At 29.1% G+C, this 15,263-nt stretch carries 14 protein-coding genes and 1 other RNA gene; 13 read left to right on the top strand and 2 right to left on the bottom strand.

Going from position 1 to position 15,263, the window contains the following annotated elements; translation table 11 throughout:
- On the bottom strand, positions 1–269 hold a 269-nt coding region (locus BM384_RS18635; RefSeq protein ID WP_175537330.1), incomplete at its 3' end, for an IS1 family transposase.
- Positions 270–428: 159 nt separating this feature from the next.
- Between BM384_RS18635 and ssrS the strand changes: the two genes are divergently transcribed.
- The 5 genes from ssrS (at position 429) to BM384_RS09615 (ending at position 6,641) form a co-directional block, all read left to right on the top strand.
- Positions 429–622: non-coding RNA, 6S RNA (gene ssrS, locus BM384_RS09635), on the top strand.
- Between the two features lie 106 nt (positions 623–728).
- A complete protein-coding gene (locus BM384_RS09630; protein ID WP_090013203.1) occupies positions 729–1,787 on the top strand; it encodes a CdaR family transcriptional regulator in 1,059 nt (352 codons plus the stop codon).
- Between the two features lie 146 nt (positions 1,788–1,933).
- Complete coding sequence (locus tag BM384_RS09625; RefSeq protein WP_090013202.1) at positions 1,934–3,190, top strand: GntP family permease; 1,257 nt, start codon at positions 1,934–1,936, stop codon at positions 3,188–3,190.
- Between the two features lie 18 nt (positions 3,191–3,208).
- Positions 3,209–4,333, top strand: coding sequence for a glycerate kinase (locus tag BM384_RS09620; protein WP_090013200.1), 1,125 nt, complete (start codon positions 3,209–3,211; stop codon positions 4,331–4,333).
- Positions 4,334–4,652: 319 nt separating this feature from the next.
- Complete coding sequence (locus BM384_RS09615; RefSeq protein WP_090013199.1) at positions 4,653–6,641, top strand: methyl-accepting chemotaxis protein; 1,989 nt, start codon at positions 4,653–4,655, stop codon at positions 6,639–6,641.
- Between the two features lie 439 nt (positions 6,642–7,080).
- Here BM384_RS09615 and fliB read toward each other — a convergent pair whose 3' ends face one another.
- Complete coding sequence (fliB, locus tag BM384_RS09610) at positions 7,081–8,238, bottom strand: flagellin lysine-N-methylase (protein ID WP_090013197.1); 1,158 nt, start codon at positions 8,236–8,238, stop codon at positions 7,081–7,083.
- Between the two features lie 191 nt (positions 8,239–8,429).
- Between fliB and BM384_RS09605 the strand changes: the two genes are divergently transcribed.
- The 8 genes from BM384_RS09605 (at position 8,430) to BM384_RS09570 (ending at position 15,179) form a co-directional block, all read left to right on the top strand.
- Complete coding sequence (locus BM384_RS09605; RefSeq protein WP_090013195.1) at positions 8,430–9,818, top strand: glycoside hydrolase family 1 protein; 1,389 nt, start codon at positions 8,430–8,432, stop codon at positions 9,816–9,818.
- A 23-nt stretch (positions 9,819–9,841) separates the two neighbouring features.
- Complete coding sequence (locus BM384_RS09600; protein ID WP_090013194.1) at positions 9,842–10,777, top strand: type I phosphomannose isomerase catalytic subunit; 936 nt, start codon at positions 9,842–9,844, stop codon at positions 10,775–10,777.
- Between the two features lie 357 nt (positions 10,778–11,134).
- Positions 11,135–11,794, top strand: a complete 660-nt coding sequence (locus tag BM384_RS09595) for a hypothetical protein (RefSeq protein WP_090013192.1) — start codon at positions 11,135–11,137, stop codon at positions 11,792–11,794.
- 3 nt (positions 11,795–11,797) lie between these two features.
- Positions 11,798–12,304, top strand: a complete 507-nt coding sequence (locus tag BM384_RS09590) for an O-fucosyltransferase family protein (RefSeq protein WP_278280909.1) — start codon at positions 11,798–11,800, stop codon at positions 12,302–12,304.
- Between the two features lie 117 nt (positions 12,305–12,421).
- A complete protein-coding gene (locus BM384_RS09585; protein WP_090013188.1) occupies positions 12,422–12,859 on the top strand; it encodes a GatB/YqeY domain-containing protein in 438 nt (145 codons plus the stop codon).
- Between the two features lie 301 nt (positions 12,860–13,160).
- Positions 13,161–13,634: a NanQ anomerase/TabA/YiaL family protein gene (locus tag BM384_RS09580; RefSeq protein WP_090013187.1), complete on the top strand. Its 474-nt coding sequence runs from the start codon at positions 13,161–13,163 to the stop codon at positions 13,632–13,634.
- A gap of 24 nt (positions 13,635–13,658) precedes the next feature.
- The gene (locus BM384_RS09575) at positions 13,659–14,654 is read left to right on the top strand and encodes a Gfo/Idh/MocA family protein (RefSeq protein WP_090013185.1); all 996 of its coding nucleotides are present in this window, start codon (positions 13,659–13,661) and stop codon (positions 14,652–14,654) included.
- Positions 14,655–14,786: 132 nt separating this feature from the next.
- Positions 14,787–15,179: a hypothetical protein gene (locus BM384_RS09570; protein ID WP_242946000.1), complete on the top strand. Its 393-nt coding sequence runs from the start codon at positions 14,787–14,789 to the stop codon at positions 15,177–15,179.
- Positions 15,180–15,263 lie beyond the last annotated feature (84 nt).

Here is a 15,263-nt window from a genome sequence, read left to right as displayed (position 1 = left end):
TCTAAATTCTTTTTAGATGAGAAAATAGGAGTGTTAGTAGTTTTAACAAAAGATTTTTTGCAAGTCTTGCATAAATACCTTTGAGTTTCTTTATTCTTACCATTTTTAACTATGTATTTATTTTTACAATGAGGGCAAATTAATTCTGTTGTTTCTTTATTATTTGAAACATTAATTAAAATACTTATATCTATTAATAATTTCCTTTTAGCTGCATTACTTAAAAGTTTTATATTTTCTAAAATTTTAAAATAGTTATCCGAATACAAATCAATCACTTCCGAGTATCATTTGTTTAGATACTTGCCTATTTTTATCACTTTTATTCACAATACAGCCTTAAAAAACAACAGAAGATCTATATAACCATATAAAGGAAAGAAAACATGTATTGCATATGTAGAATTTTATGATATAATAAATTTATAAATTACCTGAGATGTTCGCGTAGCTTATTATATTCAACCTACATAATATTTTCGGGATTTGCAATATGATTATGAATATTGGACTTTAGAAATTTGATTTTACATCAGCGAAAGATAATAGGAGTAATTTGCGCAGAACCCACCTGCGAGAGGCAGGTTTTGAATATGTAAGTAGACGGCATGTTGGGAATTATATTTTAAGGTAATCAACACTTCATTTTTAATGAAGTGTTTTTTTCATGATTAGAATAATATTTATATATATTTGTTGAGAACGTTAATGTGAATTAGAGGTAAGACATGTTAGATAGAACAATAGCACAAAAGATAGTTAATAAAATGATGGAAGTAGTGCCTTATAACATTAATATAATGGATGATGAGGCTGTAATTATAGGAAGTGGCGAAACAGATAGAATAGGAACACTTCATTATGGAGCAGCAGAAGCTCTTACTAGAAAGGGAGAAGTAATTATTTACAAAGAAGATGAATTTGTAAAAAAAGGAGCAAATATACCTATTTTATTTAAAAATGAAATAGTAGGTGTTATCGGGATTACAGGAGATTCAGAGGAAGTATGTAATTTTACTAAGCTTATAAAGGTTACTGCGGAGTTACTTCTTACTGAGCAATATTCCTTAAGAGATGCTTTAATGAGGCAAAGAGTTAAAGAAGAATTTCTTTATGAATGGATATATACAAGAAATGGATATAAGGGTGATATGGCTTTAAGAGGAAAATCATTGAATATAGATATATTAAAGGATAGAATAGCACTTGTATTGTATAGCAAGGAGATTAAGAAATTTGAAAAAAGGGTAAAATCCATGCTTTTTATTGGAGAGTATACTGTACCTATATCTAGTGATAAGATTGCAGTTATACTTAATTATGAAGATGGCTATATTAATAGAATAGAAAGAATGGGAGTAAGACTTGCTAAATACAATATAGTAATAGGTGTTGGTGGGTTTTACAAAATTATTAATGAATCATTCGGACAAGCAATTCAATCAGTACTTATAGGTAGAAAAATATTTAATGATAAGAGGGTTATTTATTATAAGGATATAGAATTCTTTTGTAATGGTATAGCTAGTGCAAATAAAAAGATTTTAAATAATATAAAGTTAAAAATTGAAGAGTATAAAGGTGGGGAAGAACTATTAGATACATTAATGAAATATATTGAGCTTAATGGAGAGAAAAGTAAAATATCTGAAGAACTTCACATACATAGAAATACTTTAAATTATAGATTAAATAGTATAGAGAAAATAACAGGTTTAAATTTGAATTCTTATATAGATATGTATATTCTAATAAATTTATATTTAATGGTTAAAATAAAGGAGTAAATGTAGATGAGTTGAGATAAAATTTGTGCATATGCACAATGAAAACGTATTTAAAATTGTATATGAACATGATGTAAATGTTTAATGAAAAATATATACTATACTCAACAATAGGAGATTTAATTTAAAGTAAGGAGTAGATATTAATGGATATACAAGTAAGTACATTAGGTGCAATTTGTGCACTAGCTATTTCAATTGTTCTTATAATAAGAAAGATTCAACCAGCATATGCTTTAATTATCGGTGCATTGCTAGGTGGAATTATTGGAGGGGCTAATCTTACAGAAACAGTAACTCTTATGATGAATGGTTCTAAGGGTATGATGACTGCAATCCTTAGAATATTAACAGCTGGAGTATTAGCTGGAGTGTTAATAAAATCAGGTGCTGCTACTAAAATAGCAGAAACTATAATTTCTAAAATAGGTGAAAGAAGAGCTTTAGTAGCTTTAACTATATCAACAATGGTATTAACAGCTGTAGGTGTCTTCGTAGACGTTTCAGTAATAACTGTAGCACCAATAGCTTTAGAAATTGCAAAGAAGTCAAATATAACTAAAAGTGCAATATTACTAGCCATGGTAGGTGGGGGAAAAGCAGGAAACATAATGTCTCCAAACCCTAATACTATTGCAATATCAGAAAACTTAAATGTATCATTAACAAGTGTAATGGCAGCTGGAATAATTCCAGCAATCTTTGGTGTAATAGTTACATGTATTTTAGCTAAGAGAATGACTAAAAAAGGTAGCTTGGTTGAAGCAAGCGAAGTTACTGAATTAACAGAAGAAATGCCTTCTTTCTTTGGAGCAGTAGTAGGACCTTTAGTTGCAATAGTACTTTTAATGCTAAGACCATTATGTAACATAAGTATAGATCCTTTAATAGCTCTTCCAGCTGGAGGAATTGTTGGAGCAATAGTTATGGGTAAAGCCAAGAAGATAAATGAATATGCAGCATTTGGGTTAAGCAAGATGGGTGGAGTTGCTATACTTTTAATAGGAACAGGAACAATAGCAGGAATAATTTCTTCATCAACTCTTAAAGATGTTATAATTAGTGGAATAAATACTTTAGGACTTCCAAGCTTTGCTTTAGCACCAGTTTCAGGTATACTTATGGCGGCAGCTACAGCATCAACAACTTCAGGAGCAGCAGTAGCAAGTTCAGTATTTGGTGGAACAATAGTAGGTTTAGGAGTTTCTCCACTTGCAACAGCAGCAATGATCCACGCTGGATGTACAGTTTTAGATCAACTACCACACGGAAGCTTTTTCCATTCAACAGGAGGAAGTATAAATATGGAGATGAACGAAAGATTAAAATTAATACCATATGAAGCTCTTGTTGGATTTACAATGACTGTGGTATCAACAATAATATTTGGAATAATAAAGTAGTAAAAGGAGTAGAGATTTATGAAATTTGTATTAGCACCTGATTCATTTAAAGAAAGTATGACTTCTATGGAAGCATGTTTAGCAATGGAAAGAGGAATAAAAAAAGTATTTGAAGATGCAGAATGTATAAAAGTACCTATGGCAGATGGAGGTGAAGGAACTGTAGATGCATTAGTAAATGCTACAGATGGAGAGTTTGTAGAAGTTGAAGTTACAGATCCTTTAGGAAGAAGAATTAATGCTAGATATGGAATATTAGGAGATGGTAATACAGCAGTCATTGAAATGGCTAAGGCAAGCGGAATTGAACTTATAAAAAGAGAAGAAAGAAATCCTTATATAACAACAACTTATGGAACAGGAGAACTTATTAAGGATGCCGTTAATAGAGGAATTAAACATATACTAATAGGAATAGGTGGAAGCGCAACTAATGATGCAGGAGCAGGAATGTTGCAAGCTTTAGGAGTTAAACTTCTTGATAGTGAAAAGCAAGAAATTCCATTTGGTGGAGCTTCTCTTGAAAAGGTAGAATATATAGAAAAGGGAAATATAGATGAGTTATTAAAAGATGTAACTATTGAAGTTGCATGCGATGTAACTAATCCTTTAGTAGGAGAAAATGGAGCATCACATATATTTGGACCTCAAAAGGGTGCAACTCCTGAAATGGTAGAAGTTTTAGATAATAATTTAAGACATTTTGCATCAAAGGTTAACGAAGTATTAGGTATAGATATAGCTAATGCTGCAGGAAGTGGAGCAGCAGGAGGTCTTGGTGGAGCATTACTTGCCTTCTTAGATGCAGAACTAAAAAGTGGTATAGACTTAGTAATTAAATATACTAACTTAGAAGATAAGGTAAAGGATTGTGATTATGTATTTACAGGTGAAGGTGCAATAGATGGTCAAACTATATTTGGTAAGACTCCTATGGGTGTACTAAAGGTGGGCAATAAACATAATATTCCGGTTATGGCTTTTGCAGGTAAGGTAGATCCTGAATCTTCAAATCTTTATGATGAAGGAATGAATTCAATTCACTGTATTATGAGAGGTGTAGAAAACCTTGATGATGCATTAAAAAATGGATCTTCAAACTTAGAAAGAACTACTGAAAGTGTAGTAAGAATATTAAGATAATATTGTTTTATGTAAATAAAGGGTATGTAATCTGAATGATTTTTTAATCATTCAGATTACATAGCCCTTTTTGCTTTATTAATACATGAAAGTTATAGTAAAAAAATTTTTAAAGATACAAAAAGAAAGCAGTACCTATATCACTTTAGTAATATTCCTATTTTCATAAGTGTGATTTATACAAAAAATGATGATGCAAGAGACTTGGAACATTATTTTTCTTTGCATAGCTTCAAAAAAATAGAAAAAAATAATAAAAAGTATAAAAAAATCCTAAAAAAGTACGAAAATATAATAAAAATATAGTGAGGATGAGGATATGAAAAGTATAAAAGGAAAAATTATGTTTTCGATGATTGCTTTAGTTTTTATAATAATTAGCTTATTAAGTTTAACAGCAATAAAAATTACAAGTAATGCTCTAAGAAAAGTAACTGATACAAATATGAATGTTATAGCTATGCAAGGAGCTAAGATTATTAATAGTAGAGTTAAAAATGAAAAAGATATAATTGAAGCATTAGCAGAAAGAGAGGATATAAAAGATCAAGGAAAATCTGTAGAAGAAAAATTTGAAATTTTAAAACCTTTAATAGAAAAGTATGGATACATAAAAATGGGTTTTACTGATTTAGAGGGAAAAGTAGTTTATAGTAATGGAAATTCAGGAAATATATCAGATAGAGATTACTTTAAAAAATCAAAGGAAGGAAAGGTAGCTGTTTCTGATCCGTTAATTAGCAGTTTTGAACATATATTAGTTGTTGTATATATGGCTCCTATAAAAGTGGATGGACAAATTGTAGGTTTTCTTTCAGCTACTAAGGATGGAAATGATATTAGCTCTATATCTAATGATATAACTTTTGGTGAGACTGGAAAAGTGTTTATGTTAAGGAATGATGGTACTAAAATAGCTCATTATAATAGTAAATTAGTAGAAAAAGAAGATAATGATATTAAAAATGAAAAACCAGAGACCAAAGATTTGGTGAACTTACAAAGAAAAATGATTAATGGAGAAGAAGGAAATGGCGAATATGAAGAAGATGGAATAAAAAAATATATGTCTTTTGTACCAGTAGAAGGAACAAGCTGGTCTTTAGCTGTTGTTGCAGATAAAAATGAGGTTTTTGAAAAAGTACTTTCTTTAGAAACATTTTCTGTAATTATTGCAGTTTTTTCAATAGCTTTAGCTTCAATAGTTGTATATATAGTGTCTAACAGAATAGTTAGAGGAGTTACAACTGCAACAAAGTATATTTTACCAATAGCAGAAGGAGATTTCTCACAGCATATAGATGAAAAAGATTTGAAAATAAAAGATGAAACTGGAGATATGATAAGAGCTGTAAAAAAAATGAAAGAATCAGTTAAGGATGCTTTAAATTCAGTTGTAGAGAGCTCGAAGGATATGCATAAAGCTTCAATAGAATTAACAAATAGTTCGGAAAATATGAATATGTCATCATCTTCTGTTGATAGTGCAATTAAAGAAGTTGCAGCAGGTACTATGTCTCAATCAGAGGATTTGGTTAATATAACAGAAGTTTTAGATAAGTTTTCTAATAATCTTGATGTTATTAATAAATCTATTTATAATATAGCTACTAATTCTAAGGGAGTTAAGAGCTTGACAGAAGATAGCAAGGAATTATTTGAAACTCTTTCAGTTATTATAAAGCATACTACAGAAGCTTTTTATGATTTTAAAAATAAAATTGATATTTCAGCTGAAAATATAAATAAGATAAATCAAATAACAGAAATGATCAATTCAGTAGCAGAGCAAACAAATCTTTTAGCGCTAAATGCAGCTATTGAAGCTGCAAGAGCAGGTGATGCAGGAAAGGGGTTTGCTGTAGTTGCTGAAGAGATAAGAGAACTTTCAGAGCAAAGTAAAAATTCGGTTAATAATATAGCAGAACTGATTAGATTAATTTCTAATGACAATATTTTGATGGTTAATACTACGGATGAAATTACTATTGATTTTAATAAACAAAAGGAAGCTGTTGAAAAGGCAGTTGGTGCTTTTGAAAATATTTTTTATGCTATAGATGAGATTATCCCACAAATTGGACAAGTAGCTAAAGGCACAGAAGAAATTATGCAAGAAAAAGAATTAATATTACAAAAAGTAGAGTCTACTACCGCTGTTTCAGAAGAAACTTCAGCAGCTGCTGAGGAAATATTAGCTTCATCTAATGAAATAAAAGGTTTTTCAGAAACAGTATCTTTAGCTGCAAAAGAATTAGAAAAAACAGCTGAAGATATGAAAGGAAATGTAGAACAATTTAAAATGTAGAGAACTAATAAGGAGTCATAGTTTAAGCTATGACTCCTTGAATATTTTAACTAATTATTAGAGAATTCTCCATCCTCAACGAAGTAGGTTGGAGAATTCTCTAATAATTGTTTGTTTATATTTCTAATATTTTTGATATAATATAACTAATGTGTTGTTCTTTCTAAACTGAATATATGGAGTTGCTTAAAGAAATTGGTTCTAAGCGTAAAATATTCAACCATTCGCCCATGCTATAAGAGCGAAAAACAAGCCTTGACGATAGTATGACTGAGCAATCGATAATCCCTAAATGGGGTGGCTTCACGCCAAGAAAAAATCAAATGGCTTTTCTAAGTACGTCAGTACAAACCGTCGGAACGACGGGGTTAGCTTGGGTAAACTTATTCCATTAGGAATATTGACCAAGAAGCTCCCACTTCTATAAGTGGAGAGTAGTTCACTTTAAAATAGTAAGAAGGTTATTAACATTAAAATTTTCATCTTCATTAAAAATAGTATAAAGCTTTTCTATATTTTCCTCAGAATGTTCAATATCTTTAGAATACATGTGACTTATATCAATAGCATCAGCTAAAGTAAAGTTAAAGGAGTTGTCTATAAATCTAACAACATCTAAAACTTTAATTGCAACTAAACTTAATATACTTAGCTTAATTTTAGATAGAAGGTCAGCATCATATAAAGATTTCATGAAATATCTAAATATGAAGTAAGTAAATAAATTTTTAAATTCATATTGATTATTTTTATAGTAGTCATCAAACCTATTAATTGAGTTTTTATAAAAGTTTGAATCATTCTTATTAAATAGTATATCAATTGCATAGTGAATGGTTTTATTCCAGTTTTCATTTATTTTCTCAAGTCCATTAAATACATTAAAATATTCATTAATAAGAGAGTATTTCTTTTCAGTATTTTCTTTAAACTTATCTAGTGAAAGAGCTAAATCCTCTAAGAAAGTTTTATCAGAGTATTTCTTCCTTATTTCAGTAATCTTTGAAATTTCACATTCATCTATATTTTCCTGAATTTCTTTAGCAAACATAAGAAGAATAGAAATTCTAGTGTTTAAATTAAAATTTGTTTTTTGAATTATATTAAAAGCTACTTGTCTTGCTCCTAAAATTTGAATATAAAGATCTGCAGAAATTGAATTATAGCTTGTAACAAATTCATCATTTTCAGTAACTTCAAAATCTAATTTTTTATTATCTTTTAAAATTAGTCTAGCAGCCTCAGGGCAACTTAAAGATAAAGTTATTTCTCTTAAATTCCCGTATTCCTCTATTATACGTGGGAAGGTTTTACATGTATGACATAGATAATCTTCTCCAAGATTAGAATATATATCGCATAAAAGATTTTTGTTTAAGAAAGCACAGTTATTATTTTTTAATCTAAAACCAGGCTCACCATCTTCATATTTAATTATGTCTGAATGTAGTGAGTTTCCAAAGTCTGTGTCCACCTTTTTATATTTATCATAAGTATCTTCGTCAATAACAATCTCCCAGCCAGCACAACATGTGTCAGGACACTCAGAAGCTATACATTTAAAGTCTTTGTAGTAATAAGGAACTTTTATTTTCATCAGTTCGTACCTCGTTTGATTTTTTTATAATACTATATCATTTATAGAGCAGGAAATCAAAATACATAAATAAAAGTTATTATATTGAGTTTTAAAAGATATATCTTTTGTTGACTTTATACAATAAATGGTTTATATTATTTTAAATAGATATTATAATAAAAAGTGGTAATTATAAGGGGGATATTACAATGAGTATTAAGTATAAGTTTCCAAAGGATTTCTGGTGGGGATCAGCAACATCAGGACCTCAATCAGAAGGTAGATTTAATAAATTACATAGGAGTGTTTTTGACTACTGGTATGATATAGAGCCAAAAGCCTTCTTTAATGAGGTAGGACCTAATGTGGCATCTAATTTTTATAATAGCTATAAAGAAGATTTAGCTATGATAAAAGAAATAGGCTTAAATTCATTTAGAACATCAATTCAATGGACAAGGCTTATAAAGGATTTTGAAACTGCAGAGCCTGATGAAGATGGTGTTAGATTTTATAATGCAGTAATCGATGAGTGTGTAAAAAATGACCTGAAGTTAGTTATTAACCTTCATCATTTTGATTTGCCAGTAGAGTTATATGATAAATATGGAGGATGGGAATCTAAAAAGGTAGTAGACCTTTATGTTAAATTTGCTAAAAAAGCTTTTGAGTTATTTGGTGATAGGGTTAAATATTGGACAACCTTCAATGAGCCAATGGTAGTTGTTGAAGGAGAATATTTATATAAATTCCATTATCCAAATATATCTGATGGAAAGAAAGCAGTACAGGTTATGTACAACTTAAATTTAGCATCAGCTAAGGCAATTCAGGCTTATAGAGAAAGCAAACAAGATGGAAAGATAGGAATAGTGTTAAATTTAACACCTGCATATCCTAGAAGTAATTCAGAGGAAGATTTAAAAGCATCAGCCTTTGCAGAGGATTTTGCCAATAGATCCTTCTTAAATCCATCTATAAAGGGAGAGTTCCCTGAAAACTTAGTTAAGGTCTTAAAGAGAGATAATGTTATATGGAAAAGTACAGAGGAAGAATTAAATATTATAAAGAACAATACAGTAGATTTTCTTGGAGTAAATTACTATCAGCCAAGAAGAGTAAAGGCAAAGGAAGAGAAATATGATGAGAGTAGAGGATGGATGCCTGACAAGTATTCTGATAATTATGAAATGCCAGGGAGACGTATGAATCCTTATAGGGGATGGGAGATTTATCCACAAAGCATATATGATATAGCAATAAATATTAGGGATAATTATAACAATATTCCATGGTATATATCTGAAAACGGAATGGGAGTAGAAGGAGAAGAAAGATATGTAAATAGTGATGGAGTAATTGCAGATGATTATAGAATTGATTTTATAAGAGAACATTTAGAATATCTTCATAAAGGAATTGAGGAAGGTTCAAATTGTTTTGGATATCATACATGGACTCCAATAGATTGCTGGTCATGGACTAATGCATATAAAAATAGATATGGTTTCATAGCATTAGATTTAGAGACTCAGAAAAAGACAATTAAAAAGTCAGGAAGATGGATAAAAGAAGTTACTCAAAATAATGGGTTTTAAATAAGGGATAAGAGAGGCAAAGAATGTATCCAATAAAATTTAAAAATTTATACTATGAGAAGATTTGGGGAGGAAGAGATTTAGAGGGCTTTAGAGATAACCTTCCAGAAGGAAACATAGGAGAAAGCTGGGATGTTGCCTGTCATGACAACGGAATGAGCGTAGTTGTAAATGGAGAATTTAAAGGAGAAACTCTAGAGAAAATTATTGAGAAGCATAAAGAAAAAATAGTGGGTAATAAACTTATAGGAAAGAGATTTCCTCTTTTAGTTAAGCTTATTAATTCAAAAGATAAATTATCTGTTCAAGTTCATCCAGATAATGAATATGCAGAAAAGGTAGAGAATTCTTTAGGAAAAACAGAAGCTTGGTATGTAGTTGATGCCAAGGAAGGAGCTTCGTTAATAGTTGGAACCAAAGACTGCGATAAAGAAAAATTTAAAAAAGCAATAGAAAATGGAGAAACAGAAAAATATTTAAATAAGATTCCTGTAAAAAAGGGAGACTGCTTTTTAATTAATAGTGGTCTTGTACATGCTATATGTGAAGGTATAATCATAGCTGAAATTCAACAAAATAGTGATATTACTTATAGAATTTATGATTATAACAGAGGAAGAGAACTTCATGTTGATAAGGCTTTAGATGTTATTAATTTTGATTTGAAGGTTGAAAATGAAAGTGATAAAACTCTTGAAAAGTGTAGTGGATATGCTAAAGGTACACTATGTAATGGAGATTTTTTCACGATAGAAAAGTACGTAATAGAAGATGAAATAGAAAGTAAGAGCAATGAAGATGAGTTCTTTATATTAACATGTACAGAGGGAGAAGGAGTAATAGAAACAGATAACGGAGAAAAAACATCTCTTTTAAAGGGTGAAAGTATATTGATTCCTGCTTATCTAGGACACTATTTAGTAAAAGGAAATCTTACAGTATTAAAGACATTTATATAGATTATGTAAAATTATATTTGTTTATTAGAGCGCTAGAATTAAGGTTCTGGCGTTTTTTGTACGCTTAATATAAAAAATAAATAACATGTAAGCAGCAAAATATAATACAAAAATCTATATTATAATTTTGATGATTTAATAACGGTGAGAGCTTAAAGATAATTATATTATAGGGATGATAGTTAAGAGGTCATATTTTTATAATTAAGAGAAATTCACTAAGATTAAAAGAAAAATTTTTCCAGAAAAATATGTTTAGTATGCTATAATCAATAATAATTATTAAGTATAAAAAAGGTATGAACTAAAAAATATTACAAATGAAAAAGTAACTAATATTTAGTGAGGAGAATTAAAATGAAAAGAAGTAAGGTTATAATTTATGGATTAGGACGTTATTTTGAGTCAGCCATAGATGATATAGAAAGTAGATTAGAAGTAGTAGGGTATAGTGATTCGAGTTTACAAAAAGAGGGGATAGCTAAAGAACGAAAAAGGCTATTTATACCTCCTAAAAATATAAAAAAATATGATTTTGATTATATAATTATAACTAGTCCTGATTACTTTTCAGAAATAAAACAATATATCATTAATGATTTAAATATATGTGATGAAAAGGTAGTATCTTATGATGATTTGTTTATAAAGGAAATATATGATGGATGTGGAAAACTTAATAAGGATAAATATTTTTATGTTATAAAAAGTAGTTATTGCTCAGCAGGATTATTTGCGCAATATATAAATGTATTGTTACATGTTGATAAGGCATTAAAGGAAGGATATTTACCTATTGTTGATTTTAAGAATTTGCCTAATTATTATTTGGATGTAGATAAATTAGGAATAGAAAATTCATGGGAATACTATTTTGAGAATATTATAGATATTCCATTAGAAGAAGTTTATAATAGTCCAAATATAAAATTCTCTAGTGATTTATATTTTCTTCCAAAGAATATAGAAGATAAGAAAAAAAGAGAGTATTATAAAAAAATATGTAGAGAATACTAAAAAATAAATAAAAAGACTCTTAAAATTATTGATGAAGAATATAAAAAAATTTTAAAAGGAAAAGATAAGGTTTGTGGAGTGTTATGTAGAGGGACAGATTATACTAATGCAAAACCTTATGGTCATGGAATACAACCACCTGTGGAAGAAATGATAGAAAAGGTAGAAAATTTTATAAATAAAAATAATTATAATTATGTATATTTAGCTACAGAAGATAGTACTGTTCTTGAAAAATTTAAGGAAAAGTTCGGAGATAAACTTTTATATACTAATCAAATGAGATTTAAGGATACAGGTGATAAGTGGTTATTTCAAATACATAATAGTAGAGAAAATGATAAATATCTTAGAGGAATTGAATATTTAACAACTATATATTTATTATCTAAGTGTAATTCTTTAATTGCAGGAAGATGTGGAGGAGCATATGGTGCCTTATTAATAAATGATGAATTTGAATATGAGTACATATACGATTTAGGTAGGTATGGAATAGACGATAAATAAATATGTTATATAAATTTGTATAATTTATTACTTATTTGATATAATCTTTATATATTAGTAAAAATAAATAAGAGAGGTGAAAAGGTCTAGATAGTAATATCTATCCGCCTGCAAGATATGTTAAAAGAAGTAATAAAAAAAGATGAAATAGCTGCAATGAAAGCTAGAGACAAAGAAAGAGTTAATGTTTTAAGAATGGTTAATTCAGAAGTTAAAGCTTATGAAGTTAACAACAGAGTAGAAATTCCAGATGAAGAAGTTATAAGAATTGTTGAAAAAAATATAAAGCAAACTAAAGAAGCTTTAGACTTCGCTGAAAAAGCAAATGACGAAAACAGAATTAAAGAAGGAAAATTTGCTTTAGAAGTATTAACTCCTTATTTGCCAAAACAATTAACTGATGATGAAGTTAATGCTATGATAAAAGAAATTATAGATAACGGAAATTATACAGCTAAAGATATGGGTAAAATAATGAAAGAAATTATGCCAAAGGTTAACGGAAAATTTGACAGATCTAAAATTAACCCTATGGTTAAAGAAATATTAGCTTAGAAATTAATAAAAAACACTAGTGTAGATTTAAATTTACACTAGTGTTTTTTTACTTTGTCTATTGTTTTATTAAATAAATTAGAAGAATATTTTTAATTTATTTAATATTGTTCAGAAAATATCAATGTTTCGGGCTATTAATTCTTTTTAGGAATAGATGTATTCCTAAAAGGAATTGAAGAGGGCCCTTTTTATCTATATTATTATTATTGTGAGTAGAGGAGTTAATAATTTTACTTATGTTTGTAGAAAAAATAACAATAAAGTCGATTAACAAGAATTAATATATAGGAGTGATAGTATGATATTTGGAAACATAAAAGCAAACGAAAACATATCAAGTTATCCAAAAGCAATTCAAAAAGCAATTCAATATCTTAAGGGAAATGACTTAGTTAATAAGGAACCTGGGAAATATGAATTAGATGGAGATAATATGATCCTTCAAGTTTTAGATGTACAAACAGGTGAAAGAGCTGAATTACGTCCAGAAGTACATAGAACTTATATAGATGTTCAATTTTTAGCTAAAGGAAAAGAAATCATAGGTTGTTATCCAGATATGGGAGACAATGAAATAGATGAAGAACTTCTAGAAACTAGAGATATCATATTTTATAAGAATAATGAAAAGGCAAGAGAAACTCATCTTGAAATGAAAGAAGGCTCTTACGCTATATTCTATCCACATGATGTTCATATTCCAGCAATAATTAAAGATGAATCAATGACAATAAGAAAGATAGTTATAAAAGTTAAAGTATCTACACTATAATTTAAACTAAAGGAGAAACAAAAGATGAAAAAGTTAGATAAAGTTGTATGGGGCATGGTTGGATGCGGTGTCGTAACAGAAGAAAAGAGTGGACCTGGTTTATATAAATCTGAGAACTCAGAACTAAAGGCAGTATTTGATATAGATTATGACAGAGCATGCGATTATGCTAAAAGACATGGAGTGCCAGTTGTATATAAAACTGTAGAAGAAATGCTTTCGGATCCAGAAATAAATGAAGTATATCTTCCAACACCTCCAAAATTCCATAAAGATTATGCAATTCAATGTTTAGAAGCAGGAAAGATTCCTTATACAGAAAAGCCAATGGCATTAACTTATGAAGACTGTGAAGAAATGATTAAGAAGTCTGAAGAAGTGGGGCTTCCAATCTATGTGGCATTCTACAGAAGAGGAATGGCTAAGTACATGAAGATTAAAGAAATAATTGATAGTGGAAAGCTTGGTAAGATAAACTTTGTTCACTTAAGACAATTCATGAAAGTTGAAGAAGCAGATTTAGATAGAGATAACTTACCATGGAGATTAAAAACAGAAGCAGCAGGCGGCGGAAAGTTTGTTGATATGGTTGCTCACGTTCTTGATATAGTTGAATATCTTTTTGGAAAAATAGAAAATGTAAGTGGGTTAGCTGAAAATTATGGTGGTTACTACGATGTAGAAGACACAGTAACTGCTATATTTAAAATTGAAAGCGGAGTAATGGGTAATGGTATCTGGTGCTACGTTGCAGATCATGATGAAGAAGAAATGTTAATAGTTGGAGACAAGGGTAGAATAAGTACTACTGGATTATTCTATGGACCAATTAAAGTAATCATCGATGGAAAAGAGGAAATCATTGATTATAAAGAACCAGAACATGTTGCACAACCTTACATTCAAACTATAGTTAATGAACTTATAGGAAAAGAAAAATCACCGGCTGATTTAGAAAGTGCTGCACACGTTATTAAAGTAATGGATGAAATCTTAGAAGATTACAGAAAAAGATATTAATTTAAGTTAGCTCTTATATCCGGTGGATATAGATATGTATCTACTGGAGAGAGCTAAAAATTTTAAAATACTTTGTTAATTATTTAATTAACAAAGTGCATAGATTATACATTTAAGGGAGACAAATTACAAATGAGTATCGAATTTATTATTGGATTGTTATTATTAATTTCTTTTATGGGATTAGTTGTGTATGCTGTTAAAGGTGGAAACCTTATGACAGGTATATTTATTATGGCTATAATATGGACAGTACTTCCTCTTATCGGAAATGCATTGGTTACAAATCAAGAATTTATAGAAGCCAATAAAAGTATTGTTAGTATAGGTGTTATTGATGCTTTGAAAAAAGTATTCCAAGGTGGACCAGAAGGTTGGGGAGGAGTTTTAGTTAACTTTATCTTCGGTGCTTGGTTCGGTAGAATAATGCTTGAAACAGGTATTGCATCTACAATGATTAAAAAGACAGTTGAGTTCGGTCAATGTCGTCAACTTAGTAGATTAATGCAGATGAAAGTGCTTTAAAACCATATTATTTTTTATAGCTATTTAAAATCCCCTTAAAAAATGGTACACTAAATAAATCCACTGGTAAAAGTGAATTTTAAA

It is taken from the genome of Clostridium sp. DSM 8431, assembly GCF_900116755.1.
Classification (GTDB): Bacteria; Bacillota; Clostridia; order Clostridiales; family Clostridiaceae; genus Clostridium.
This window is presented reverse-complemented; position numbering and strand designations above follow the sequence as displayed.